Source organism: Kutzneria kofuensis (assembly GCF_014203355.1).
Taxonomy (GTDB): Bacteria; Actinomycetota; Actinomycetes; order Mycobacteriales; family Pseudonocardiaceae; genus Kutzneria; species Kutzneria kofuensis.
The window spans coordinates 4,050,134-4,074,582 of the sequence record NZ_JACHIR010000001.1 but is presented as its reverse complement, the minus strand read 5'-3'; the positions used below and the strand labels follow the sequence as shown (position 1 = coordinate 4,074,582).

Here is a 24,449-nt window from a genome sequence, read left to right as displayed (position 1 = left end):
CCAAGTGACTGCTTCGCTGTCGGACGGACGCTCCACCAGGGACCGGCTACGTGCCGTCCTCGGTCAGGCGTGCGCGGAGGTCGGGCTGGACGCGACCGGTGCGGAACTCATCCGGTTCGTGAACAACGCTGTCTTCCGGCTGGCCCGGCACCCGGTCGTGGTGCGGATCGTGCTCACCCCGGGGCTGCGGCACCGGGCCGACAACGTGGTGAACGCCGCCCAGCTGCTGTCCGACTACGGCGTGCCGGCCGTCGAACTGCTGCCCGACGTGCGCCAGCCGCTGCACATCGGCGAGCACTCGGCGACGTTCTGGCAGGAGGTGCCCGACACCGGCGACGAGCCGACCGCCGTCGAGCTCGCCGACCTGCTGCGGCAGATGCACGAGATCCCGGTCGAGGACGCCAGCCTGCCGGAGTGGAACCCGATCGACGACCTGCGCCGCCGCATCCGTGACGCCGAGGGCTGGGACCCCGACGACGTGGAGTTCCTGCTCCGCCGGTGCGACGACGTGGAGACCCGGCTGGCCGAGGTGCGCTACGAGCTGCCGCCGGGCGTCGTGCACGGCGACGCGCACCTGGGCAACCTGATCACCACGCCGGGCGGCACGGTGCTGTGCGACTTCGACACCACCTGCGTCGGGCCGCGTGAGTGGGACCTGGTGCCGATCGCCGTCGGCCAGCTGCGCTTCCACCACACCGTGAACAAGCACGAGATCCTCGCCGAGGCCTACGGCTTCGACGTCACCCGGTGGGATGGTTTCCCGGTGCTGCGTGAGGTGCGTGAGCTCAAACTCACCGCCGCCGTGCTGCCGATCGCCCGCAGCAACCCGAACATCCGTTCCGAGCTGCGCCGCCGACTTCGTTCGGTTCGTGTCGGCGACACCTTCACCAGGTGGGTCCCTTACCGGTAGCGTCACATCCCGGTAACGCGGTGCCGAACCCGGACGACGTAACCGGCATCGTGTCCTGACGCTGGCGAGGTGGGCGGCAACGGTGAAGGGCCTGGCTGGAACGCGGATGTTCGCGTGGACGGGGTGGCGCACCCGACGCGCGCTGCGCACGGCGCAACTGCTCGACGAGGTCGTCGACGGTCAGCTGCCGCTGCTGACCGCGCTGCCGGAGGACCGTCGCCGACGCTCCGCCGATTACCTGGCCGAACTCGTCATGCTGTCCCAGGCCTACCGGCACTACGCCGCCGGCTGGATCGACCGCCGCGAACTCGACCGCCGTGGGCACGGCGTGCTCGACCGGCTCAGCGAACTGCGCGCCCAGCCGTCCGCCGCTCAGGTCACCGACTGCGACTGAGCTCGGCCAGCGACTCCGCCACCAGGTCGTCCCGACCGTTCTCCAGCCCGAACACCGCGCCGATCACCGGCCCGACCGACGCGCGCAGCGCGATGTGTTCCCGCATGCCCGGCCAGACCCGGCCGCCGTGCCGCTCGTAGTCCGTGAGCAGCCGTTCGAACGCCGCCGTCGACAGGTGGTGGTACGGGTCGACGAAGTCCAGCGACGGATCGCTGATCGTCGCGTCCGCCCAGTCGATCAGGCCGACCAGCCGGCCGTCGTCCACCAGCATGTGCTGCGGATGCAGGTCGCCGCGGACCAGCACCATGTCCTGCGGCCAGCGGTCGGTCGCGTCGAGCCAGTCCCGCCAGCGGCGCAGCTTGTCGTCCGGGATGTCGAACTCGCGGACCGCCGTCGCCAGCTTGCCGGCCAGCCAGGACCGCTGGCGGTCGGGGTCGAACGCCTCGACGCCGAGGTCTTCGATCGGCTCCGTCGGCAGGCTGTGCAGGATCGCCACGCACCGGCCGAGCGTGTCGTCGGTCGGCAGCCACGACTCGTCGGCCTGGTCGCCGGGCAGCCGGGGATAGGCGATCAACGTGTCGGTGTGGATGCGCCAGTCCGGCACCGCGACCGGCAGCACCGGGCGGACGTGGTCGAGCAGCGCAGCCTCGGCGTGGAGGTGTTCACCCGGCCGGCGGGGCGCGCGGAGGATCCACCTCGTGCCGTCCGTCGCCGTCGCGTGCAGGACCAGAAAGTCCCAGCCCGACTCGTCGATCTCGTGCTGATCGTGCAGGTCGAGGCCGTTTTCCTTGGCCTCGCGGAGCATTGATTCGGCTGTCGGGGGCACGGGTCCACGCTAACGGGGTCTGGCAATCGAGTTACCGATAGGTATTCTTACTGTCAGTAGGTTCTGGGGAGGTGGGTGTTGTGAGCCTGGCTTACGACCGCGTCGGATCCGGCGCGCCGCTGGTCCTGCTGCACGGTGTCACCCATCGCCGGCAGGCGTGGGCGCCGGTGGTGGACCTGCTCGCCCCGCACCGCGAGCTGATCTTGATCGACCTGCCCGGTCACGGCGAGTCCGGCCCGCTGGCCCACGACGGCCGCACCGCCCTCGCCCAGACGCTGGACGAGTTGATCAACCTTTTCGACCGGCTCGGCGTGCCGCGCCCGCACGTCGCCGGCAACTCCCTCGGCGGCCGCCTGGCCCTGGAACTGGCCGCCCTGAACGCCGTCCGCTCGGTGACCGCCCTGTCGCCCGCCGGCTTCTGGCGTGCCAGCTGGGACTTCGCCTACACGCGGGCCGTCTTCGGCACCATGCGTGGCGTCGGCCGGGCCCTCGAGCCCGCCGTGCCGCGCCTTGTCCACCACACCGCCGGCCGTGGCCTGATGTACGCCGCCATCGTCGCCCGCCCCAGCAGGCTCGACCCTTCCCAGGCCCTCGGCGACTTCGAGGCGTTCAAGGTCGCCTGGCCTTCGTACAAGCTCATCGTGCGGGAGGGGACGCGGTTCGCCGAGCAGATCCCCGACGACATCCCCATCACCGTCGCCTGGGGCAGCAAGGACGCCATGCTTCCGCCGTACCAGGCCAAACGCGCTCGCCGGGCCCTTCCCAACGCCCGACACCTGTCGCTTCCCGGCTGTGGTCATGTGCCCATGAGCGACGACCCCGAGCAGGTCGCCGCCGTCCTGCTGCAAGGCAGCGCCTGAGGTTTCGACGCATTCGACATCCCAGCCCCGGTTTTGCGGGACGCCCGGCGGGTTACGCACCCTATGATCCGTCGCGGGGAGGCCGGCATGAGTGCGGAGACGGTCGCGGCGTTGCAGGAGACGGTCGAGAAGTGTCGTGCCCGCGCGGCCGAGGACCCCTCGCGTCGCACCGACCTGGCCACGGCCTTGACCCGGCTCGGCGTCGCCTACAACGACCACGGCGAATACCCCGACGCCGTGGCGACCGCCGAGGAAGCCGTCGAGACCTGGCGCCTCGTCGCCGACCACCGCTCCGAGCTCGCCGACGCTTTGACCACCCTGAGCAGCTACTACGCCGGAATCGGCCTGGACGACGAGGCCGCCGCCTGCGCCGAGGAAGCCGCCGAGGTCATGCGACCGGGGCGCGGGTGAGGACGACGGCCAGGCCGTAGGCGAGTCCCATCACGGCGATCTCGAAGGTGAACCAGCCGAGCAGGGCGGGGACCCGCTGGTGCTGGACGACCTGGGGCATGAGGCGGAAGCGGATGTTGGCGCCGAGCAGGCCCAGGGCGGCGAAGCAGAGGATCTTGCCGAGGACGATCCAGCCGTAGTGGGTGACGAACAGGCCGGTCCAGATGCTGACGCCGGGGGTCTCGACGAGGGTGATGGCCCCGTTGACCAGGCCGGTGAGGCCGACGGCGATGAGGCAGACCGTGGCGAGCCGGGAGAACTTGGGCAGGGCGCGAGCGAGTAGCGACCGGTTGGTGAGCACGAGCACGCCGAGTGCGAGGAGACCACCGGTCCAGCCGGCGGCGCCCATGACGTGCAGCTCCATGGACACCATGGTCAGGCCATGGCCGCCCCAGGCCAGGCCGAAGTTGGAGGCGTGGCCGGTGACGGGGATGGGGAGCAGGCCGAAGACGGAGAGCACGATCCGAAGCTCGGCGGGGACCTTCTCGCCGTGGCGCAGGGCCAAGAAGGCGAAGAACAGGTAGACGAGGGCGATCAGGGCGCTGATCACCAGAGCCTGGCCGGCGCCGATGGACGAGACGTACTCGACGATGGCGCCGACGGTGGGGATCTCGCCGGGACGAAGGTCGGCGGCGGCGAACACCAGCGACAGCAGGGCGGTGACGGCCCAGGCGGCGGAGCTGACGACGGCCGCCCGCCGAGCGACGTCGAGGACGGGTTCGGTCTGCTTGGGACGGTCGAAGCCGAGCAGCATGGGCAGCAGGCTCAGCCCGACCGTCACCAGGGACGACACGTCCAGCAGCACCCGAACGACGGGCAGCCCGAACCGGACCATCGCGCCGGGCTCGACAACACCGGGCGCCGCGGCCTCGCCGGTGAGCGAGGTCCCGATCAGCGCGCCGGCGACGGCCGCGAGCAGCAGGCCGACGGCGAGCCCGTAGTTGTGCCGCGCGATGGTCCGGGGAGTGGTCACTTCGAGCTGTCCTCCGGCACCCGACCCATCCGCAGCGCCACGAAGACGCCGAGGCCGAGCAGCAGGACGCCGCCGACGATCCACGGCCACACCGGCACGGATCCGTCGCCGGAGCCGCCCGACGACTGCGGACCGGGCGCGGCGGTGGGCGTTGCCGGCGTGCCGTTGCCGGCCTTGGTCAGGGTGAACTTCACCGAGCCGGACACCGGATGCCCGTCGGCCGACAGGATCCGGTAGCCGATGGTGTACACGCCGGCCGCGCCGAGCGGCCGCACCGGCGCGGTGATCACGTTGCTGTCCACCTTGGCCGACCCCGCCTCCCAGCGGGTGTTGTCCGGCCCGTTGACGGTGATCACGTCGAAGTCACCCTGCTGGATCGGCAGGTCGAAGGTCAGGCTCACGGTCGACGGCCCGACCTCGACCGACGCGCCGTCCTTCGGGTCGCTGCCGACCAGGACGTTGTGCGCGAACGCGGGCCCGGCCAGCCCGAGCATGCCGCCTGCCGCCAGCAGCAGGCACGCCAGCAGCCGCTTCACTCCGACTTGCCTCCGTCTTCCTTGGGGGTGGCCACGGACGCCGTCGCCGGGCGACGGCTGCGCAGCACGGCGCCGACGCCGAAACCGACGCCGATCGCGCCGACCAGCAGGCCGGCGCCGCCGAGCCAGCGGGCGGTGTTGTCGGAGACGGTCGTGCTGGACGCGGTGTCGGTGACGCCGCCGGTCGATCCCATGGACGACATGTCCATCGCGCCGGGAGCGTTCGGCTTGGTCTGCAGCTTGATCGACGGCGCCGGGTGCTCGGGCTTGGGCTGACCGGCCGCCGCCGGCTGGTCGGTCCAGTTCACGACGACGCCGTTGTCGTAGGTCTGCACGGCCGGGAACAGCAGCTCGTCGGTGTCGTCGGGCATCGGCCCGGCCGACACGTCGAACTCCTGGAACTCGCCGGGGTTGACCCGGGTGCCGGGGTCGGCGGTCCAGGTGATCGTCTTGACCGCGTTCTTCACGTCGGAGTTGTTCTCCTTGACCGGCTTGGCCAGCGGCTCGACGTCGATCTGCGACTTCCAGCCGGGCACCGGCTTCACCGACGCGCCCGGGATCGGGTACGAGTCGGGGAAGGTGACCTGCACCTTCACGGTGCCGGCGTTGTCCTCCTCGTTGGGGACCCGGAAGGTGATCTTGGCGTAGCTGCCCTGGACGGCGGTCGTGACGTTGGCGGTGACGTGCGCGGACGCGCCCGGGGCGCCGGCCAGCGCGACCACCGCGGCGGCGGCGAGCACGCCGCCGACACGCAGCGCGAAGCGAGTTGTGGACATGGCTGTGTTCTCTCCTGAATGGGAAATGACTGGGGTGTAGGGGATTCAGGAGAGAACCGGGGGACCGCGGCGGCCGAGCGCCCGGCGCAGCAGCACGTCGAGGACGTGACCGGCCGGCAGGGCAGGCACCGGCGCGGCGGCGATCCGGTCGGGATGCGGGAAGGACGGCACGACCGGCAGCAGCCGGCGCACCGCGCCCGCGACCGCGACGATCGCGGCGTCGGCCTTGGCCAGCAGCACGGCGGTCAGCACCAGCGCGACCCCGTGTGCGGACGTCATCAGGCCGGAGCCGAACAGCGATTCACCGTGCATCACGGACAACAACACGTGCTGGGCCAACTCGGTGGCGCCGAGCGCGCCGATGATCGTCCAGCTGCTGCGCCAGCGGTCCGCGAGTGCGGTGCCGGCCAGCGCGATGAGCAGGCTCAACGGCAGCACCGGCAGCGTTTCCGGCCAGCCCCCGCCCGCGACGCCGTGCGCGGTCACCGCCAGGGTGGTCGAACTGACGGCCAGCATGGCGCCGCGCAGCACGCGCACGGGGCCGGTGAGTTGCTGCCGTCGGGACACGTGGGTGAGCGTAAGGGCTCCTCGGCTTCGTTCCGAATGGTGGTTTACCACTACTCCATTTGGGTACCCGTCATGTCATGGCTCTGTGGACGTACGTGACCGCACGCTGGCAGGCCTTGCTGATGGACTCCTACCTGCACGCCAGTGCCGTGGTTCAGGCCACACTGCTCGCGACCGTGCTCGGGGTCGGGCTGGGCGTCGCCGTCTACCGAAGTCCCGTCGGCTCCGCGGTGGCGACGGCGCTGACCAGCGCGATCCTGACAATCCCGTCGTTCGCGCTGCTGGGCCTGCTCATCCCGGTGCTGGGGTTGGGCGTGCCGCCGACGATGGTCGCGCTCGTCCTGTACGCGCTGCTGCCGATCGTGCGGAACACGGTCGTCGGGCTGAACGGGGTCGACCCGGCCGTGGTGGACGCGGCGCGCGGCATCGGCATGGGTCGGCTGCGCGTGCTGACCGGCGTCGAACTGCGGCTGGCCTGGCCGGCGATCCTCGCCGGCATGCGGGTCAGCACCCAGCTGCTGATGGGCATCGCGGCCATCGCCGCGTACGTGAAGGGTCCCGGGCTCGGCAACCTGATCTTCAGCGGGCTGTCCCGGGTGGGCAGCGCCAACGCCGTCGACCTCGCGCTGGTCGGCACCGTCGGCGTGATCGTGATCGCACTGCTGCTGGACGGCGTCTACGTGCTCGTCGGCCGGCTGACCACATCGAGGGGCATCCGTGACTGACCAGGCCGTCGACATCCAGCTCGAACACGTGACCAAGCGCTACCCGGGCGCCGGGAAGGCGGCGGTCGAGGACTTCAGCATGAACATCGCGGCCGGCGAGATCGTGGTGTTCGTGGGACCGTCCGGCTGCGGCAAGACCACCACCATGAAGATGATCAACCGGCTGATCGAGCCCTCGTCCGGCCGGATCACCATCGGCGGCCAGGACGCGCTCTCGCTCGACGCGGACGAGCTGCGCCGCGGCATCGGCTACGCGATCCAGCAGGCGGGGCTGTTCCCGCACCTGACCGTCGGGCAGAACATCGGCCTGGTGCCGGGCCTGCTCGGCTGGCCGAAGGCGAAGACGTCCGCGCGGGTGGACGAGATGCTGGAGCTGGTCGGGCTGGACGCGGGCGAGTTCCACGACCGGTTCCCGCGGCAGCTGTCCGGCGGCCAGCAGCAGCGTGTCGGCGTCGCGCGGGCACTGGCCGCCGATCCACCGGTGCTGCTGATGGACGAGCCGTTCGGCGCGGTCGACCCGATCACCCGCGGCAACCTGCAGGACGAGCTGCTGTCGCTGCAGTCCGAGCTGCACAAGACGATCGTGTTCGTCACCCACGACTTCGACGAGGCCGTGAAGCTGGGCGACCGGATCGCGGTGCTGGGGCCGCGGTCGAGCATCCTTCAGTTCGACACCCCGGAAGCCATCCTGGCCGCCCCGGCCAACGACACCGTGGCCGGCTTCGTCGGCGCCGGCGCGTCGCTCAAGCAGCTGACATTGCTGCGGGTTCGGGACATCGAGCTGGACGAGACCGAGACCGCGATCATCGACGAGCGGCCCGAGGACGTGCGGGCTCGGCTGGACGCGAAGAACCGGAAGTACGCGCTCGTGCTGGACAGCCGGCGCCGGCCGAAGCGCTGGGTGCACCTCCGGGACCTCAACGACGGGTCGCTGGGCACGGTCGGCCGCCCGGTGAACGACCTGGTCACCCGGCAGTCCACGGTGCAGGACGCGCTGGAGGCGATCCTCGCCGAGGGCGGCTCGGTGCCGGTCGTCGGCACGCGCGGCGAGTACGTCGGCGCGGTCGGCATCGACACCGTGATGGACACCGTCCGCAAGCTGCGCGAGGAGCACGAGCATGGCTGACCGCTCCGACCGGATCCGGATGTTCGCGCAGCCGGTGGTGGTGCTCGTGGTGGTCGCCGGCGTGCTGGTGTGGGCGGCCACCCGGCGGCTGGACGACATCGAGCAGCGCAACCTCAACCTCTCGACGCTGCTGGACCTCACCTGGCAGCACCTGCTGCTGGCGGTCGCCGTCACGGCCATCGTGGTGCTGATCGGCGTGCCGCTCGGCGTCGTGCTGACCAGGCGCTGGGCCCGGTTCGCCGCCCCGGTCGTGCTGACGCTGGCCAACATCGGGCAGGCGGCGCCGGCGATCGGCGTGCTGGTGCTGTTCTTCCTGGCCACCGCCAGCACCGGGTTCTGGGTCGCGGCGCTGCCGATCGCGCTGTACTCGCTGCTTCCGGTGCTGCGCAACACCATCGTCGGCATCCGGCAGGTCGACCCGGCGCTGATCGAGGCCGGCCGCGGCATCGGCATGTCGGCTTCGGCGGTGCTGCGCCGGATCGAGCTGCCGCTGGCCGTGCCGCTGATCCTGGCCGGCCTGCGCACCTCGCTCGTGCTGGCGGTGGGCACCGCGACGCTGGCGTTTTTCGTCGCCGGCGGCGGCCTCGGCGTGCTGATCGACACCGGCGACAAGCTGGCCCGCTACTCGGTGCTGGTGGTCGGCGCGGTGCTGGCGATGGCGCTGGCACTGCTCGTCGACTGGCTCGGCGGGCTGGCGGAGGAGTTTCTCGGACCGAAGGGGCTGCGATGAGGAAGCTGGTGGCGTTGGCCCTGGTCGGGACGCTGCTCACGGGATGCGGCCTGAGCTCCGGCTCGACCGTGCCGGTCGCGGTCGGACCGGGATCGATCAAACCCGTGCTGTCCGGCGTGCACCTGGCCGTCGGGTCCAAGGACTTCACCGAGAACATCGTGCTGGGCTACATCGCCGAGCTGGCGCTGTCCGCGGCCGGTGCGCAGGTCAGCGACCTGACCAACATCCAGGGCTCCAACTCGGCCCGCAACGCGATGCTGGCCGGGCAGATCGACCTGTCCTGGGAGTACACCGGTACGGCGTGGATCAGCTACCTCGGCCACAACGACGTGATCGTGGATCCGCGGGAGCAGTTCGACAAGGTGCGCGACGCCGACAAGGCCAACGGCGTCAGCTGGATCGCGATGTCCCCGGTCAACGACAAGTACGCCATCGCCGCCAACACCGACGTGATCAAGAAGTACGGCGTGCACACGCTGTCGCAGCTGGCCAGGCTCGACCCGGCCGCGGTGACGTTCTGCCTGGAGACCGAGTTCGCCAGCCGCAACGACGGCTTCCCGGGCATGGTGAAGAAGTACGGCATCCCGTCGGACAACGTGAAGATCCTCGGCGTCGGCGCGGTCTACCAGGCGACCAAGGACGCGAAGGCGTGCAACTGGGGCGAGGTGTTCACCACCGACGCCCGGATCCTGTCGCTGAACCTGCAGGTGCTCGACGACGACCAGCACTTCTTCCCGCAGTACAACGCGGCGTTGACGGTTCGGTCCAGCGTGCTGGCCGAGCACCCGCAGATCGAGCAGGTGCTCGAGCCGGTGTCGGCGAAGCTGGACAACGAGACCATGCAGAAGCTGAACGCCCAGGTGGACGTGCAGGGCAGGGACCCGGCCGACGTGGCTCGGGACTGGCTGGTCCGGGAAGGCTTCGTGACCAGCAGGGACGTGCCGGACAGCAACGCCTAGCGGCGGGGCGCCGGGCGGGAGTGGGTCAGCACCTGCTCGATCTGCTCCGGCGTGGGCGTGGCGCCCGGCAGCGGCTCCCGCTGCCGGGCGTCCGCCCGATAGCCGTCCAGGACCAGCGCCAGCGCCCGCCGCCACAGGTCGGGGTCGATGTGGCGGGCGGCTTCCATCACCGCGCCGACCATCTCCTGGATCAGCGGGAAGTCCTCGACGCCCACGTCGGGGCGCAGCTGCCCGGCGGCGTGCGCTCGCTTGACCAGTTCCCGCACCGCCGGGCCGATCCGGCGCTGGGCCCGCTTGGCCAGCTCGGTGGCCCGGCCGTTGCCGACCATCAGGTCCTTCAGGCCCCGGTCGCCGGCCTGGAGTTCGAGATTGCCGGTGACGAACGCGCACAGGGCCTGCCACGGGTCCTCGATCCGACGAGCCTCGTCGACGAGGGCGATGATCCGGTCCACCCGCTCGTCGAACAGCTCGTCGATGAGCTCCTGCCGGTCCGGGAAGCGCCGGTAGACGGTGCCGACGCCGACCTCGGCGGCGCGGGCGATGTCGTTGTGGGTGATGTCCAGGCCGACCTCGGCGACCAGCGCGTTCGCGGCGGCGAGGATGCGCTGCCGGTTGCGCTCGGCGTCCCGGCGCAGTGGTTTCGACCCGACCATGGGCTCATCGTAGCTGTCAAACGGATCAGAGTTGTCCATGTGGATAGCTCGTATCCGTTTTCGCTGCTACCGTCGGGTGGGGAAACGGAGCAGAGCTATCCACTTCTAGGGAGTTCGATCATGAGCACACATGCCCACCCGCATGCCGACACCTCGGCGGCCCGCGTCACGCTCGGCATCGCCGCCGCGGCGGTCGTCTCGATCGCCGTGAACACCGTGGTCGCGCTCGGCGCGCTCGCCCTGGACCCGAACGGCACCCGAACCGGCCTCGACCTGGTGGCATACGCGCCGCTGACGGTGATCGGAGTCCTCGCCGGCACGATCGGCTGGGCGGCGGTCCGCCGCTACGCGGCCCGGGCGCGGGCCACCCTGCGGGTGCTGGTGCCGGTCGTCACGGTCCTGACGTTCATCCCCGACATCGTGCTGCTGCTCACCGGGGCGGCGGACGCGATCAACGTCGCCGGCCTGCTGGTGATGCACGTGGTCGTCGCGGCCGTCACCGTGACGGCAGTCAGCCGGGTCCTGCCGCTCGTGGGCTACCGCAGGACGGTCTAGTTCAGGCCGAGCCGGCGGAGCATGTCCTCTTCCAGCCGGTCCAGCTCCAGGCTGACGGCCTTGTGCGCCGCCTTGCGACGGGCATTCGGCATCCGCTCGGCGGCCCGTACGGCGGCGGCGAGCTGGGTGAGCCGAGCTTCGCTCGCGTCGGCGAACGCGGCGTCGGAAGCGCGCAGGTCGGCGGCCGCCTGCGCGGCGCCGGCGATGCGGGCGTGCAGTGCGCCGCCGCGGCCGGAGTAGGTGGCGAGGTCTTTCACCTCGACACCGAGGCGGCGGGCGCGCATCTTGTCCACGGCGTCCCGCGCCATCGAGGCGGCGCGCAGCGCGTAGGGCGCGACGACGGGCACGACAGCCGGGCCGACCACCTTGGCCAGGCCGATCAGGTTCTTGGCGCGAGCGGGAGTGAGCCGAGGCTTCGACCGGTTGCGTGCCACAGGTGGACTCTAGTCCGGCCGGTGGAGATCCACCGGCCGTCGACACGCAGCCCGACGGGCGGAACTAGGCTGCTCATCGTGACGTCTTCGGTGCTGCTCGACGCCGGTGTGGTGACCCGCTGCCGGCGGCGCGTGCACCTGGAGAACGACCCGGCCATGGCGGACGCGCCCAAGGCGCCGCCGGACCCGACCGGCGAGCAGCGCCGCGCCGACGCGATGGCGCACCGCCGGGCCGTCGCCGACCGGATGGCCACGATGGCCGGCTCGGCCTGGACGGAGATCCCGCTCGACGCCAAGACGGCCGACCGGGAGCGGGCGACGGTGGCTGCCCTCTCGGCGGGCGCGCCGTTCGTGTGGGCGCCGCAGCTGCCGCGGGATCCAGCCGGTGGCCGGCGCGGCGGCATCGACCTGCTGGTCCGCGTGAGCACGGGATACGTCCCGGTGCTGGTGGTCCGGCACAAGGTGACCGACCCCGGCACGGGCGCCCGGACGTCGCCGCTGAGCGAGCCGACGCCGATGGGGATCCGCTCGGACCCGCTGCGCAAGGTCCGCCCGCAGCCCCGTGACCAGCTCCGGCTCGCCCACGCCCAGCGGATGCTGCAGTCGAGCGGCTTCGCCGCGAGCGGTCGGTCCTACGGCGGCGTGGTCGGCATGGACGCCGATGTCGTCCTCTGGCACGACCTCGACGCCCCGACCTGGCCGGGTGCGCGGACCGCGTTGTCCGAGTACGACATGCGCTTCGCTGACCGGCTGGCCGTGGCGAACGCGGCGGCCTCCGGCGCCGAGCCGCTGGCCAGGCCGTCCCGGATCGTCGAATGCCGCAGCTGCCCGTGGTGGCCGGTCTGCGACGTGGCCCTGAACGAGGCCCGCGACGTGAGCCTGGTGGTCCGCGGCGAGGATGCCTTCGCGCTGCGCAAGCTGGGCGTGTCCACGGTGGACGAGCTTGCGGCGATGGATCCGGCGACGAAGCTGGCGACGCCGCTGGTGGGCATGCCGCTGTCGGACGCCGTGGTGCTGGCCCGGGCCTGGCTGCGCGACCTGACCGTGGTCCGCCGGGTGCGCAAGGTCCGCGTGCCGCGCGCGGACGTCGAGGTCGACATCGACATGGAGAGCTTCGGCGACGCCGGCGCGTACATGTGGGGCTGCCTGCTGACCGGCAAGGACATCGGCGAGCGGCAGGGCTACCGGCCGTTCGTCAGCTGGGAGCCGCTGCCGGACGACGACGAGGCGCGGTCCTTCGGCGAGTTCTGGACGTGGCTGATGCGGATCCGGGACAAGGCGCTCGCGCACGGCCTGACCTTCCGCGCCTACTGCTACAACGAGCTGGCCGAGAACCGCTGGCTGCTGTCCTCGGCCGAGCGCTTCGCCGGCAAGCCGGGCGTGCCGACCGTCGCGCAGGTGAACGCCTTCATCCGCGACCCCGCCTGGGTGGACGTGTTCGGTGTGGTCCGGGACCAGTTCCTGTGCGCGCACGGCAAGGGCCTGAAGATCATCGCGCCGGTCGCCGGCTTCCACTGGCGCGACCCGGAGGCGGGCGGCGAGAACTCGATGCGCTGGTACCGCGACGCGGTCGGCATGGACGGCGCGCCCGCCGAGGTGTCCCAGCGGCAGCGGCTGCTCGAGTACAACGAGGACGACGTCCGCGCCACGCTGGCGTTGCGGGAGTGGATGAGCTCGCCGGCGATGGACGAGCTGCCCTTCGCCGGCGACCTCTGAGCTGCGTGAAAGGACCATTCCTGACGTTGAACGCGTGGAATGGTCCTTTCCGAGCGTTGGGGGGTTGACTAGCGCGGCGCCATGCGCAGGGCGCCGTCCATGCGGATGACCTCGCCGTTGAGGTAGTCGTGCTCGACGATGGCGACGGCCAGCTGTGCGTACTCCTCGGGACGGCCGAGGCGCTTCGGGAACGGAACGCCGGCGGCGAGGCCGGCGCGGAAGTCCTCGGAGACGCCGGCCAGCATCGGGGTGTCGATGATGCCGGGCGCGATCGTCATCACGCGGATGCCGGAGGAGGCCAGCTCGCGGGCGGCCGGCAGGGTCAGGCCGACGACGCCGCCCTTGGACGACGAGTACGCCGCCTGCCCGATCTGGCCGTCGAACGCGGCGACCGACGCCGTGTTGATCACAACGCCGCGCTGCCCGTCGTCCAGCGCGGGCGTCTTGGCGATGGCGTCGGCGGCCAGCCGCAGCACGTTGAACGTGCCGATCAGGTTGACCTCGATGACCTTCCGGTACGTGTCCAGGTCGTGCGGGCCGTTCTTGCCGACGATCCGGCCGGCGGTGCCCACCCCCGCGCAGTTCACGGTGATGCGCAGCGGCGCGCCGGCGGCGACCACGGTGTCCACCGCGGCCTGCACCTGCTCGGCGCTGGTGACGTCCGCCTCGACGTAGGTCACGCCGTCGACGGCATCGGCGTTGGCGACGGCCTTGGGCAGGTCGAGGGCGAACACCTTGGCGCCCCGGGCGGCCAGCGCCCGCGCGGTCGCCCCGCCCAGCCCCGACGCCCCACCGGTCACGATCGCCGCGTTGTCAGAGATCTGCATCCGGCGAGGCTAACCTGCTGGATCGATCAGACGTCGTGTCGGTCCGAGGGGTCCTGCAACAGGCGCAGCATCACCAGCAGCGGCAGGGACACCACCAGCGCGCCACCCACGAACAGTCCCGCGATCTGCAGAAGTTCCATGTCAACCAGGGTGCGCGCCGGCGGTCGGATCCCGCGTCGGCCGCAGGTGCTGTTCCGGCCTCCTACCGGGGGATGACGAGCATCACACTCAGCGACGACCCGGCGGACATATTTCGTCCAGCAGGTCCAGGTCGGCGGGGGTGAGCGTGAGCTCGCCGGCGCGGGCGTTGGTCCGCACCTGCTCGGGGCTCGTCGCGCCGCAGATCACCGACGCCACCGAGGGCTGCGCGGCCAGCCAGCCGATCGCCAGCCGCACCATCGGCACGTCCCGCTCCTCGGCGAACGCCCGCAGCTTCTCGATCCGGTCCCACGGCGCCTCGGACAGCAGCCGCTCCCGGCCGGACAGCCGGGACCCGATCGGCGGCTCGGCGTCCTGCCGGTACTTGCCCGTCAGCAAGCCGTTGGCCAGCGGGAAGTACGGCAGCAGCCCGAGCCCGAACCGGTGGCACGCCGGCAGGACCTCGCGCTCCACCTCCCGCTCCAGCAGCGAGTAGTGGTTCTGCGCGGACACCGGCGCGGCCACGTGCTCGGTCTGGGCCGTCCACGCCGCGTCGGCGATCTGCCAGCCGGCCAGGTTGCAGTGCCCGACGTAGCGGATCTTGCCCTCGTGCACGAGGTCGTCCAGCACGGACAGCGTCTCCGCCAGCGGCGTCCGCGGATCCGGCCGGTGCAGCTGGTACAGGTCGATCCAGTCGGTGTTGAGCCGGCGCAGCGACGACTCGACGGCCCGCCGCACGTACCGCCGGGACCCGCGGGCGCCGAAGTCGGGACCGTTGACGCCCTGCATGTCCACGCCGAACTTGGTGGCGATCACGGCGTGTTCGCGACGCCCGGAGAGCGCTTGCCCGAGCAGCTCCTCGCTGCGGCCGCGCGGCGCGCCGTACACGTCCGCGACGTCGAAGAACGTGATCCCGTTGTCCAGCGCGGATTCCACCACGGCACGGGCGCCGGCCAGCGTCTCCGTCGAGGTGCCGGGCCGGCCGAGGTTGTTGCACCCCAGGCCGACCGCGCTGACGACAAGACCGGAATCACCCAGGCGACGTTGCTCCACGGGCGGAAACCCTAAACCTCGGGTAGCGCCACCGGGTGTTCACCACCTGTACGGCCTAAGCCAGCGGGCCCGTCAACTCCGCCTGCGACCGTCGGGACCGGAAGCTCCTGCGACCAGGTCGGGGTGGTGCGAGGTGTTCGCTCGTCGAATCGCGGTGATCGGGACCGGGTACGTGGGTCTGACCACGGGGGCCTGTCTGGCCTCGCTCGGGCACCACGTGGTGTGCGCGGACGTGGACGTGGCCAAGGTGGAACGGCTGCGCGCCGGCAAGGTGACGATCCTGGAGCCGGGGCTGGCCGAGCTGGTCGCGGAGGGGATGGCCGGCGGCCGGCTGGAGTTCGTGGTGGGCGCGTCGGCCGCGGTCGGCGACGCCGAGGTGGTGTTCCTGTGCGTGCCGACGCCGATGGGCCAGGGCGGCGCGGCCGACCTCGCCGCGGTCGAGTCGGTGATCTCCGAGGTGCGCACGATCCTGCCGGTCGGCAGCATCGTCGTGAACAAGTCGACGGTGCCGGTGGGCACCGCGGCCCGGGTGTCGGGCCTGCTCAAGCGCAAGGACGTGCCGGTGGTGTCGAACCCGGAGTTCCTCCGCGAAGGCACCGCGGTGCACGACTTCCTGAACCCGGACCGGATCGTCGTCGGCTGCGACATCCAGGACGCGGCCGAGCGGGTCGCCGCCCTGTACGCGCGCCTGGGCGCGCCGACCGTGCTCACCGACGCGGCCAGCGCCGAGATGGTCAAGTACGCCGCGAACTGCTTCCTGGCGATGAAGCTGTCCTACGTCAACGCGATCGCCGAGCTGTGCGAACGCCTGGGCGCTGACGTCGCTGACGTCACCGAGGGCATGGGCTACGACCGCCGCATCGGCCAGTCGTTCCTGCAGCCCGGCCCCGGCTGGGGCGGTTCGTGCCTGCCCAAGGACACGCAGGCGCTGCTGCAGGTCGCGGCCGCCGTCGGCTACGACTTCTCGTTGCTGCAGGCCACCATCGAGACCAACAGCCACCAGCGGCAGCTGATCGTGGCCAAGATCCGCGAGGCCGCCGGTGGCCGGCTGCGCGGACGTCGGATCGGACTGCTGGGCCTGGCGTTCAAGGCCGGCACGAACGACCTGCGCGACTCGCCGGCGCTCGCCGTCGCGGCGCTGCTGCGGGCCGAAGGCGCGGAGCTCACCGGCTACGACCCGGGCATCGACCACGACGTCGACGGCATCCGGGTGGTGTCGGACGCGTACGAGGCGGCCAAGGACGCCGACACCGTCGTGGTGCTGACCGAATGGCCGGAGTTCCGCGGCCTGGACTGGTCCCGGATCCGCGAGCTGGCCGCCGGCTGCGTTGTCGTCGACACCCGCAACCACCTGGACCCCGACGCGCTGGGCCGGCACGGCCTGACCTGGTGGGGCGTCGGCCGCGGGCACCTGGACGTGGGCCAGAGCCTCGCCGCCGTGATCTGATGGGGTCATGTTCACCACTCGCCCGGAGCTGACCGGCACGGTCGGCATGGTTGCGTCCACCCACTGGCTCGCGTCCGCCGCCGGCATGGCGGTGCTGGAATCCGGCGGCAACGCGTTCGACGCCGCCACGGCGGCCGGTTTCGTGCTGCAGGTGGTGGAGCCGCACCTGGTCGGCCCGGGCGGCGACATGCCGGCGATCTTCTCGACGGCGGCCGATCCGACGCCGCGAGTGCTGTGCGGCCAGGGGGTCGCGCCGGCCGGGGCGACCATCGAGCACTATCGCGATCTCGGCCTGGACCTGGTTCCGGGCAGCGGTTTGCTGGCCGCGGTGGTGCCGGGCGCGTGGGACGGCTGGCTGACGCTGCTGCGCGATCACGGCACCAAGTCGCTGCGCGAGGTGCTGGACTACGCGATCGGCTACGCCCGCAACGGTTTCCCTCTGGTGGAACGGATCCCGACCACGATCGAGGGCGTCCGGCAGCTGTTCACAGAACACTGGCCCACATCGGCCGAGCTGTGGCTGCCCGGCGGCGAGGTGCCCAAGGCCGGCACCCTCTTCCCCAACCCGGTGCTGGCCGACACCTGGGAGCGGCTGCTGCGCGAGGCGGAATCCGTTGGCAGCGACCGGGAAGCGCAGATCGAGGCGGCCCGGAAGGCGTGGTACCAGGGGTTCGTCGCCGCGGAGATCGAGGCGTTCAGCCGCAAGCCGCACCGGGACGACTCCGGCCGCGACCACGCCGGCGTGTTGACCGGGCAGGACATGGCTTCCTGGTCGGCAACGTACGAGGACCCGGTGACCGTGCAGGTCGGGGACTGGACGTTGGCCAAGTGCGGGCCGTGGAGCCAGGGCCCGACCCTGGCCCAGCAGGCCCTGATGCTGCACGAGCTGCGCGACCGGCTCGCGTACGTGGACGGCGTGCCGACCGCCGAGACGGTGCACCTGGCCATCGAGGTCGCCAAGCTGGCCTTCGCCGACCGCGAGGCCTGGTACGGCGACAGTGCCGATGTGCCGATGGCGGACCTGCTTTCCGCCGAGTACACCGCTTCGCGGCTGGCGTTGATCGACGACCGGGCGTCGCTGGAGCTGCGGCCGGGCTCGCCCGGCGGCCGTGCGCCGCGGCTGCCGGCGTACATCGCCGAGGGCCGGGGCATCGGCGGAGACGACTCGCCGATGAACGCGGCGGTCGGCGAGCCGACGGTCACCCGCGAGGGCCAGATGCGGGGCGACACCGTGCACATCGACGTGGTGGACCGTTGGGGCAACGTCATCTCCGCGACGCCGTCCGGCGGCTGGCTCCAGTCCTCGCCGACGATCCCGTCGCTCGGCTTCGCCCTCGGCAGCCGGGCTCAGATGTTCTGGCTGGAGGAGAACCTGCCGGCGTCGCTCGTGCCCGGTCGCCGGCCGCGCACCACGTTGAGCCCGTCGCTGGCGCTGCGCGACGGCGCGCCGCTGGCGTTCGGCACGCCCGGGGGTGACCAGCAGGACCAGTGGCAGCTGTGTTTCTGGCTGGCCCACACCATCGGCGGGCTGAACCTCCAGGCCGCGATCGACGCGCCGATGTGGCACTCCGCCGCGTTCCCGCTGTCGTTCTATCCGCGCAGCTGGCAGCCCGGTGAGCTGGTCGCGGAGTCGCGACTCGGCGCTGCGGCTTTCGACGAGCTGCGCGCCCGTGGTCACAAGGTCGTCGATGCCGGGCCATGGGCGCTGGGGCGGTTGTCCGCGGTGTCCCGTGATCCGGAGAGCGGGCTGCTGCGGGCCGGCGCCAACGCCCGTGGCATGCAGGGATACGCCGTCGGGCGGTGATCAAGGTTCCACGTGGAACGTAGTTCGCATTGCCGCTTCGTGACGTACGCGGAGCGGCGTGCGATGTCGTAGCGTCCGGGTGTGCCCCACCGGCGGAAGTCCGTGCTGCTTCCCGTTCCGCTCGCGATCGGCTGCCTGCTGATCGCGGGGGCTTCCGCGCACTGGCGCCAGCCGCCGCCGCAGTTCGACGCGCTGGGCGTGGCGTGGATGCTGTCCGGCGCGGTGCCGCTGTTCTGGCGCAACCGCTGGCCGTACATGGTGTACGTGATCTCGACGGTGCTGGCGTTCAGCTACCTCTACTCCGGCAACCCGTTCGCCCCGACGCCGCTGTTCCCGGCGCTGGCGCTGTACACGCTGGCCAAGCGGGTGGGGCCGCTGCGGTCGAGCATCGCCGGGCTGGTGCTGATCGTCGGCTTCGTGGCCGCGCAGTTCGTCACCGGCGGCGACATGACCGACGTTCGGTACGTGTTCTTCGTGCCGGTGGCGGTCTCGATCGGCGTCGCCTCGCGATACGTGCGGGCCAGTCGCCGGTCGCAGCACGAGGTCTTCGAGGAACGGGCCCGCCGGGTCGCCGAGGAGGAGCGGCTGCGTATCGCCCGCGAGGTGCACGACGTCGTCGCGCACAGCCTGGCGATGATCAACGTGCAGGCCGGGGTGGGCGCGCACGTCGCCGACCGGCGGCCCGAGGAGGCCAAGCAGGCGCTGTTGGCGATCAAGGAGGCCTCCCGGGCGGCGCTCGTCGACCTGCGCGCCACGCTCGGTGTGCTGCGTTCCGGCGAGGACCGGGCGCCCGCGCCCAGCCTGTCCCGGCTCGACGAGCTGCTCGGCTCCGCCCGGGGCGCCGGGCTGTCCGTGGAGGTCAGCGGCGAACCCGGCGACTTGCCGGCGCCGGTCGACTCGACGGCGTACCGGATCGTGCAGGAGGCGCTCACCAACACCGTCCGGCACGCCGTGGACGCGCGTACCGTCAGCGTGCGGTTCTCGCGCGACGACGGTTGTCTGACCGTGGAGGTGCGGGACGACGGTCGGCCCGTGCAGACCGAGCCGGGCAACGGGGTTCGCGGCATGCGGGAACGGGCGCTGGCGCTCGGCGGCACGCTGCTGGCGCAGTCGCGGGACGAGGGGGGATTCGTGGTGCGGGCGGAGCTGCCGCTATGACGATCAAAGTGGTGCTGGCCGACGACCAGGCGCTCGTGCGCGCCGGCTTCCGGCTGCTGCTGGAGACCGAGGGCGGCTTCGAGGTGTGCGGCGAGGCCGCCGACGGCGCCCAGGCCGTCGAGCTGGCGCGGGCGCACCGGCCGGATGTGGTCGTGATGGACATTCGGATGCCCGGCGTCGACGGGCTCGTGGCGACGCGGCAGATCACCTCCGACGCCTCGCTGGCCGGCGTGAAGGTGTTGGTGCTGACCACTTTCGACGTCGACGAGTACGTGTTCGAGGCGCTGCGGTCCGGAGCCAGCGGATTCCTGTTGAAGGACACCGAGCCGGTGGACCTGCTGCACGCCATCCGGGTCATCGCCGCCGGCGAGGCACTGCTCGCGCCGACCGTGACCCGGCGGCTGATCGCCGAGTTCGCCAACCGGCCCGAGCACCGGCGTCCCGACCCGGCCGCGCTGCGTGAGCTGACCGAGCGGGAACGGGAAGTGCTGGCGCTGGTCGCGGGTGGACTGTCCAATGAGGAGATCGCCGAGCATCTCGTGATCAGCCCGGCGACCTCCCGCACCCACGTCAGCCGAATCATGACCAAGCTGGGCGCGCGGGACCGCGCCCAGCTCGTCGTGCTGGCGTACGAGTCGAAACTGGTGACCCCGCGGGACTAGCCGACGGGCTGGAAGAGCTCCCGCTCCAGGGCCGCCTTCGGCTTCGCGCCGACGATCGTCTTCACCACCTCGCCGCCCTCGAACAGCAGCATCGTCGGCGCGGCCATCACCTGGTAGTTGCGAGCCGTCGCCGGATTCGCGTCCAGGTCCATCTTCACGATGCCGATCTCCGGGTGCTCGTCGGCCAGCCGCTCCAGCACCGGCCCGACCATCCGGCACGGGCCGCACCAGGTGGCCCAGAACTCCACCAGCACCGGCTTGTCGCTGGTCAGCACCCGGTCCGCGAAGTTCACGTCCGTGACCTCTTGCAGCATGGTTCCTCCCCGGTTGTCCGCTCGACCGCGGCGGCGACCTGCGCCCTCACCGCCTGCAGCCGTGCGATGCAGTCGTCCAGTTCGTCGAGCTTGCGCCGGTACACCGCCACCGACGCCGGGCAGACGTCGCCCGTCGGATTGCCCGCCCGCAGGCACTCCACGAACGGCCTCGTGTCCTCCAGCGCGAAGCCGATCGCCAGCAGCGAGCGGATCTCGTTCACCGCGCGCAGGTCGTCCTCGTCGTAGTCGCGGTAGCCGTTGGCCGTGCGGCGGGCCGGCAGCAGGCCCTGCTCCTCGTAGTAGCGGAGCGAGCGTGTCGTGGTGCCGGCCCGGTCCGCAAGCTCGCCGATGCGCATGCCAGCGACGGTAAACCTTGACGCCGATGTGAAGGCCAGCGCTCATACTGTGGAACCGATGGACACCCAGATCGCCGCCTACCTGCGCGCCGGCCGCCGCGACGGCGTCCGCATCGGCCCGTTCGTCGCCGGGTTCTCGGCGGACCGCGCCAATCCGTACGCCAACTACGCCGTGCCCGACGACGACGCCCGGCCCACCGCCTCCGACGTCGCCGCGCTGATCGGCGCCTTCCTCGACCGGGACCGTAAGCCGCGCCTGGAATACCTGCCCAGCGTCAGCCCCCATGTGCGGCCCTTGTTGGAGGACGCCGGTTTCGTCGCCGAGGGCCTGCTGCCGTTGATGACGATGTCCGACCTGGTGGAGCCGCCCTTGGTCGCCGGTGTCGAGCTCGTTCCCGCCGACTCCGACGACACCGTGTTCGCCATGGCCACCGCGTTGAACCTCGCCTACGGAGAGCCGCCGCCCACCCCGGCCGACGTCGCCAGCCACGCCAGCTCCCGGGACCGCGGCGGCTTCGCGCTGCTGGCCCGGTCAGCCACCGGCGAGCCGATCGGCGGTGGGTTCGTCACCGTGCCCATCGACGGTGTCGCCGAACTCGCCGGCATCGGCGTCGTCCCCACTTGGCGCCGCCGCGGCATCGCCGCCGCCATCACCGCCCGCCTCGTCCTGGCCGCCCGCGACCTCGACGTGCGGGTCCCTTTCCTGATGGCTGCCGACGACCACGCCGCCCGCGTCTACACCCGTGTCGGCTTTCGGACCACCGGCCGCGTCCTGCACATCTCCCGGTGACGGCTCCGCGTCCAGCCCCAGGTCCTCGCGCATGGCCCGCCGCATGATCTTGTACTCGCGCTGGGCCTCCCGCCACAGCACCCGTTCCTCTTCGCCGTGCCGGTTGGCCAGCAGCTTGGTCGCCAGCGTCGACCTGCGCACCAGCGACTCCCGCAACATCGCCCGGATCCGCTCCGGCGCGTGCACGTTCACCGCCCCCAGCGCGCTCCGGGCCTGCGCGGTCGCCTTCCGCAGGTCCGCGGCCGACGCCTCGTCCACCGTCCCGCCCTCCCGTAACGCGCGGCGGGCGTCGTACAGCACCCAGTCGAACGACTCGATCGCCCCGATCACCTCGGCATACGCCTTGGCCCGACCCTCGTAGCTACGGTTCTCCCGGTCCTTCTCCCGCTCCCGGCTCCACCGCAGCTCCTCGCGCTCGGTCTCGCGACGCCACCGCTGGTTCTCCCGCCACCCCGCGATCAGCTGCGCCCCCAGCACACCGGCCAGGCCCAGTAACGCCACCACCACCGGCACCCACAACGGCACCTGCCCAGACGACATGCCGCCGAACCTAGCGTCAGGCGATGCCCTCCTGGGACGTCCAGATGCGGAACGGGTTGAGGTGGGTGGGCACGAGGTCCGGTGCGGCGGCGGAGCCGGACAGGGTGGGCGCGGCCGGGGCGCCGGGCGGGGGGAGTTCGAGCAAACGGTCGATGGCCTCGGCGAGGCTGCCCTCGAACAGCCACACGGCCTTGCCGGGCTGGGTGGAGTCGTGCACGGCGGGCATACGGCCGGCCTTGGCGTCGTGCTCGGAGCGGAACAGGATGGTGTCGACGAAGCCGCGCAGCTGGCGGTATCCCATGATCCGGTCCAGCCGGCCGTCCTCGTCCGGGATGTTCATGAACTGGAAGCCGCGGTCGCGCAGCTCGGCGAGCTTGCCCAGGACGCCGTCCATGGTGGGCTACCGGTCGGACGGGTTGGACGGGCGGTCGTACGTGGCGACCACTACGCGGACCAACAGCACCAAACCGACCGCCACCAACGCTGCCACCTGCAACGCCACAGCTGCCTCCAAGGTGTGGCCCCCACCTTCGCCGGCCCCTTGGCACCGACGAACCTTCGACATCAAGGTGACAGGGATTCACCCGTTTGGGGAATACAGTGGTCGTTGACAGATTCACAGTTAAACACTGTGTGTAGCGCGGTTTGACCGTCTTGGACGTTTCCTGTCACGCTCGGCTGCTGAACCCATTCTGAAGTGATCGGGATCACATATTTGCCGGTAATACGTGACCACCCGTCGAGCGATCTAGGGCCGCCATCTGCACGGGAGAACGTCGCGTGCGATGGGTCACCGTACCGGCCCCGGCGGCCGCCGGCGCTGGGTTATCGTGCTGGCCGTGGGGGAGCCGGGCGAGGACACGCAGCCGATCAGCCGACACGAGTCGTGGCTGCCGGACGACCACCCGCTCTACCGCCCCCGGCACGGCAAGCAGCGCTTCGCCCTGATCGCGGCGGTCGTCTTCTTCGTTACACCGCTGTTCGGCCTCACCATCTTCGGCACGCCGCCGTCGATCGAGAACCGCGCCCTGCACCCGTTCCCGAGCATCGGAGACGGCTGGTCCTTCTTCACCGAACTGGGCCCGTGGGCGACCGACCACCTCTCCTTCCGCGAGCAGGCGATCAAGCTGACGGACGGCATCAGCCGCTCGATCTTCGGCGAGCCGCCCAACCAGGACAGCGGCGACCCGTCGCAGCCGACGAGCGGCCCGATCGCCGCCGGGCCCCCGCCGACGGTCGGCTCGTCCACCCCGGGATCGCAGCCGCTGGACAACGAGCCGCCGCCGATCGCCGGCTACCCACGGGTGATCGAGGGCAAGAACAACTGGCTGTACTTCGGCTACGACACGCAGGGCAAGTGCCAGCCGCAGCAGCCGCTCGACGACGTCATCTCGAGCCTGGTCAAGCTTCGCGCGGCGGTGGAGCAGTCCGGACGCAAGTTCGTGCTGCTGGTGCCGCCGGACAAGTCGACGGCGGTGCCCGAGAACCTGCCCGACCAATACCCGGGCAAGTCCTGCGCGCTGGCCTACAGCGCGAAGTTCTGGTCCGCGGTGACGGCCGAGGCCGGCGCCGTCGACCTGAGGCCGGCCCTGGCCCGCCTGGGCTCGTCCGCGTACTTCCCGCAGGACACGCACTGGACCTACGCCGGCGGCCTGATCATGACCAGGGCGCTGGCCGGCGCCATCAGCCCCGGCATCGACGTGCCGTGGCGGGTCACCGAGGGGGCCAAGGTGGAAGGCCCGGCCGACCTGCCGCCGATGATCACCCGCACCGGGACCGACACCAGCCACACCTACCGGCTGGCCCCCGACGGCGGCGTGGACCGGACGCAGCAGGGGCCGTTCGACACCCACAACACCCTGACCTTCCACACCGACAACCCGGTCAACGGCATGGTCGCCGGCAAGACGGCGATGGTCACGGACTCGTTCACCAACTACGCGATGCCCTTCCTCGCGGCGGCGTTCGGCGACATCACCCTCACGCCGAGCGCGGTGGTGCAGCAGGACCCGAGCGCGGAGGCGCAGCGCATGGTGGACAGCGACACAGTGGTGCTCGAGGTCGTCGAGCGCAACGTCGCCTCGGGTATCAGCCCGCTGACCCAGCCGGCAGTGCTGAACACGATCGTCCAGCAGTTGGCCGCGCATCCCAAACGCTGAAAGGCCACTCG

The 24,449-nt window shown here is 71.4% G+C and carries 28 protein-coding genes; 16 read left to right on the top strand and 12 right to left on the bottom strand.

Translation table 11 applies throughout. The features are described 5' to 3' along the window. Positions 1 to 4 precede the first annotated feature (4 nt). Positions 5 to 910, top strand: coding sequence for a phosphotransferase (locus tag BJ998_RS18790; RefSeq protein ID WP_312890196.1), 906 nt, complete (start codon positions 5 to 7; stop codon positions 908 to 910). 82 nt (positions 911 to 992) lie between these two features. Further along, positions 993 to 1,304: a hypothetical protein gene (locus BJ998_RS18785; RefSeq protein WP_312890195.1), complete on the top strand. Its 312-nt coding sequence runs from the start codon at positions 993 to 995 to the stop codon at positions 1,302 to 1,304. Here BJ998_RS18785 and BJ998_RS18780 read toward each other — a convergent pair. Next, complete coding sequence (locus BJ998_RS18780) at positions 1,288 to 2,130, bottom strand: macrolide 2'-phosphotransferase (RefSeq protein WP_184863420.1); 843 nt, start codon at positions 2,128 to 2,130, stop codon at positions 1,288 to 1,290. The genes BJ998_RS18785 and BJ998_RS18780 overlap by 17 nt on opposite strands. 80 nt (positions 2,131 to 2,210) lie before the next feature. Here BJ998_RS18780 and BJ998_RS18775 point away from each other — a divergent pair, with 80 nt between their 5' ends. Both BJ998_RS18775 and BJ998_RS18770 read left to right on the top strand, forming a co-directional pair. Then, the gene (locus BJ998_RS18775; RefSeq protein ID WP_221338055.1) at positions 2,211 to 2,990 is read left to right on the top strand and encodes an alpha/beta fold hydrolase; all 780 of its coding nucleotides are present in this window, start codon (positions 2,211 to 2,213) and stop codon (positions 2,988 to 2,990) included. A gap of 87 nt (positions 2,991 to 3,077) precedes the next feature. Continuing rightward, entirely contained in the window at positions 3,078 to 3,401 is a 324-nt protein-coding gene (locus BJ998_RS18770; protein WP_184863418.1) for a tetratricopeptide repeat protein, read from the top strand. On the opposite strand, the gene BJ998_RS18765 is transcribed toward BJ998_RS18770, so the two are convergent. Genes BJ998_RS18765 through BJ998_RS18750 form a run of 4 tightly spaced genes read right to left on the bottom strand, consistent with a single transcriptional unit; the run spans position 3,379 to position 6,292 of the window. Next, a complete protein-coding gene (locus BJ998_RS18765) occupies positions 3,379 to 4,413 on the bottom strand; it encodes a CopD family protein (RefSeq protein ID WP_184863416.1) in 1,035 nt (344 codons plus the stop codon). The two genes, BJ998_RS18770 and BJ998_RS18765, sit on opposite strands and share 23 nt — an antisense overlap. After that, on the bottom strand, positions 4,410 to 4,949 hold the full coding sequence (locus BJ998_RS18760; RefSeq protein WP_184863414.1) for a copper resistance CopC family protein: 540 nt from the start codon (positions 4,947 to 4,949) through the stop codon (positions 4,410 to 4,412). Before BJ998_RS18760 ends, BJ998_RS18765 begins: the two co-directional genes overlap by 4 nt. After that, positions 4,946 to 5,725: a YcnI family copper-binding membrane protein gene (locus BJ998_RS18755; protein WP_184863412.1), complete on the bottom strand. Its 780-nt coding sequence runs from the start codon at positions 5,723 to 5,725 to the stop codon at positions 4,946 to 4,948. Before BJ998_RS18755 ends, BJ998_RS18760 begins: the two co-directional genes overlap by 4 nt. A gap of 45 nt (positions 5,726 to 5,770) precedes the next feature. Then, positions 5,771 to 6,292: a hypothetical protein gene (locus tag BJ998_RS18750; RefSeq protein WP_312890194.1), complete on the bottom strand. Its 522-nt coding sequence runs from the start codon at positions 6,290 to 6,292 to the stop codon at positions 5,771 to 5,773. 77 nt (positions 6,293 to 6,369) lie between these two features. Here BJ998_RS18750 and BJ998_RS18745 point away from each other — a divergent pair, with 77 nt between their 5' ends. From BJ998_RS18745 to BJ998_RS18730, 4 genes are read left to right on the top strand one after another with little or no spacing between them, the layout of a single operon-like run. Then, a complete protein-coding gene (locus BJ998_RS18745) occupies positions 6,370 to 7,017 on the top strand; it encodes an ABC transporter permease (protein ID WP_184863410.1) in 648 nt (215 codons plus the stop codon). Next, entirely contained in the window at positions 7,010 to 8,143 is a 1,134-nt protein-coding gene (locus tag BJ998_RS18740; protein WP_312890193.1) for an ABC transporter ATP-binding protein, read from the top strand. The genes BJ998_RS18745 and BJ998_RS18740 overlap by 8 nt, the downstream gene beginning before the upstream one ends. Beyond that, a complete protein-coding gene (locus BJ998_RS18735; RefSeq protein WP_184863408.1) occupies positions 8,136 to 8,873 on the top strand; it encodes an ABC transporter permease in 738 nt (245 codons plus the stop codon). The genes BJ998_RS18740 and BJ998_RS18735 overlap by 8 nt, the downstream gene beginning before the upstream one ends. Continuing rightward, on the top strand, positions 8,870 to 9,832 hold the full coding sequence (locus tag BJ998_RS18730; RefSeq protein WP_184863406.1) for a glycine betaine ABC transporter substrate-binding protein: 963 nt from the start codon (positions 8,870 to 8,872) through the stop codon (positions 9,830 to 9,832). Before BJ998_RS18735 ends, BJ998_RS18730 begins: the two co-directional genes overlap by 4 nt. Here BJ998_RS18730 and BJ998_RS18725 read toward each other — a convergent pair. Next, positions 9,829 to 10,485 (bottom strand): TetR/AcrR family transcriptional regulator, encoded by a 657-nt coding sequence (locus BJ998_RS18725; RefSeq protein ID WP_184863404.1) that lies wholly within the window; start codon positions 10,483 to 10,485, stop codon positions 9,829 to 9,831. The two genes, BJ998_RS18730 and BJ998_RS18725, sit on opposite strands and share 4 nt — an antisense overlap. Positions 10,486 to 10,605: 120 nt before the next feature. Here BJ998_RS18725 and BJ998_RS18720 point away from each other — a divergent pair, with 120 nt between their 5' ends. Then, positions 10,606 to 11,040, top strand: a complete 435-nt coding sequence (locus tag BJ998_RS18720) for a DUF6069 family protein (RefSeq protein ID WP_221338054.1) — start codon at positions 10,606 to 10,608, stop codon at positions 11,038 to 11,040. Here the strand turns inward: BJ998_RS18720 and BJ998_RS18715 are convergent. After that, a complete protein-coding gene (locus tag BJ998_RS18715; protein WP_184863402.1) occupies positions 11,037 to 11,474 on the bottom strand; it encodes a DUF6474 family protein in 438 nt (145 codons plus the stop codon). The genes BJ998_RS18720 and BJ998_RS18715 overlap by 4 nt on opposite strands. Positions 11,475 to 11,552: 78 nt before the next feature. On the opposite strand from BJ998_RS18715, the gene BJ998_RS18710 reads away from it, so the two are divergent. Beyond that, complete coding sequence (locus BJ998_RS18710; RefSeq protein WP_184863400.1) at positions 11,553 to 13,190, top strand: TM0106 family RecB-like putative nuclease; 1,638 nt, start codon at positions 11,553 to 11,555, stop codon at positions 13,188 to 13,190. A gap of 68 nt (positions 13,191 to 13,258) precedes the next feature. On the opposite strand, the gene BJ998_RS18705 is transcribed toward BJ998_RS18710, so the two are convergent. Beyond that, the gene (locus BJ998_RS18705) at positions 13,259 to 14,017 is read right to left on the bottom strand and encodes an SDR family NAD(P)-dependent oxidoreductase (RefSeq protein ID WP_184863398.1); all 759 of its coding nucleotides are present in this window, start codon (positions 14,015 to 14,017) and stop codon (positions 13,259 to 13,261) included. Positions 14,018 to 14,245: 228 nt separating this feature from the next. Then, a complete protein-coding gene (locus BJ998_RS18700) occupies positions 14,246 to 15,208 on the bottom strand; it encodes an aldo/keto reductase (protein ID WP_184863396.1) in 963 nt (320 codons plus the stop codon). Between the two features lie 133 nt (positions 15,209 to 15,341). Between BJ998_RS18700 and BJ998_RS18695 the strand changes: the two genes are divergently transcribed. From BJ998_RS18695 to BJ998_RS18680, 4 genes are all read left to right on the top strand, one after another. After that, on the top strand, positions 15,342 to 16,655 hold the full coding sequence (locus BJ998_RS18695) for a UDP-glucose dehydrogenase family protein (RefSeq protein WP_184863394.1): 1,314 nt from the start codon (positions 15,342 to 15,344) through the stop codon (positions 16,653 to 16,655). A 7-nt stretch (positions 16,656 to 16,662) separates the two neighbouring features. Next, positions 16,663 to 18,459: a gamma-glutamyltransferase family protein gene (locus BJ998_RS18690; RefSeq protein ID WP_184863392.1), complete on the top strand. Its 1,797-nt coding sequence runs from the start codon at positions 16,663 to 16,665 to the stop codon at positions 18,457 to 18,459. 81 nt (positions 18,460 to 18,540) lie between these two features. Next, complete coding sequence (locus BJ998_RS18685) at positions 18,541 to 19,617, top strand: sensor histidine kinase (protein WP_184863390.1); 1,077 nt, start codon at positions 18,541 to 18,543, stop codon at positions 19,615 to 19,617. After that, positions 19,614 to 20,279, top strand: a complete 666-nt coding sequence (locus BJ998_RS18680; RefSeq protein ID WP_184863388.1) for a response regulator — start codon at positions 19,614 to 19,616, stop codon at positions 20,277 to 20,279. The genes BJ998_RS18685 and BJ998_RS18680 overlap by 4 nt, the downstream gene beginning before the upstream one ends. Here BJ998_RS18680 and trxA read toward each other — a convergent pair. Then, positions 20,276 to 20,593 (bottom strand): thioredoxin, encoded by a 318-nt coding sequence (gene trxA / locus BJ998_RS18675; RefSeq protein ID WP_281392968.1) that lies wholly within the window; start codon positions 20,591 to 20,593, stop codon positions 20,276 to 20,278. The two genes, BJ998_RS18680 and trxA, sit on opposite strands and share 4 nt — an antisense overlap. Beyond that, on the bottom strand, positions 20,569 to 20,949 hold the full coding sequence (locus BJ998_RS18670) for a MerR family transcriptional regulator (RefSeq protein ID WP_184863386.1): 381 nt from the start codon (positions 20,947 to 20,949) through the stop codon (positions 20,569 to 20,571). The genes trxA and BJ998_RS18670 overlap by 25 nt, the downstream gene beginning before the upstream one ends. Before the next feature lie 58 nt (positions 20,950 to 21,007). On the opposite strand from BJ998_RS18670, the gene BJ998_RS18665 reads away from it, so the two are divergent. Then, positions 21,008 to 21,739 (top strand): GNAT family N-acetyltransferase, encoded by a 732-nt coding sequence (locus BJ998_RS18665; RefSeq protein ID WP_184863384.1) that lies wholly within the window; start codon positions 21,008 to 21,010, stop codon positions 21,737 to 21,739. A gap of 556 nt (positions 21,740 to 22,295) precedes the next feature. Here the strand turns inward: BJ998_RS18665 and BJ998_RS18660 are convergent. After that, positions 22,296 to 22,673 carry a hypothetical protein gene (locus tag BJ998_RS18660; RefSeq protein WP_184863382.1) on the bottom strand — a complete coding sequence of 126 codons (378 nt, stop codon included), beginning with the start codon at positions 22,671 to 22,673 and terminating at the stop codon, positions 22,296 to 22,298. A gap of 445 nt (positions 22,674 to 23,118) precedes the next feature. On the opposite strand from BJ998_RS18660, the gene BJ998_RS18655 reads away from it, so the two are divergent. Further along, positions 23,119 to 24,438 carry an alginate O-acetyltransferase AlgX-related protein gene (locus tag BJ998_RS18655; protein ID WP_184863380.1) on the top strand — a complete coding sequence of 440 codons (1,320 nt, stop codon included), beginning with the start codon at positions 23,119 to 23,121 and terminating at the stop codon, positions 24,436 to 24,438. The last annotated feature ends 11 nt before the right edge of the window (positions 24,439 to 24,449 follow it).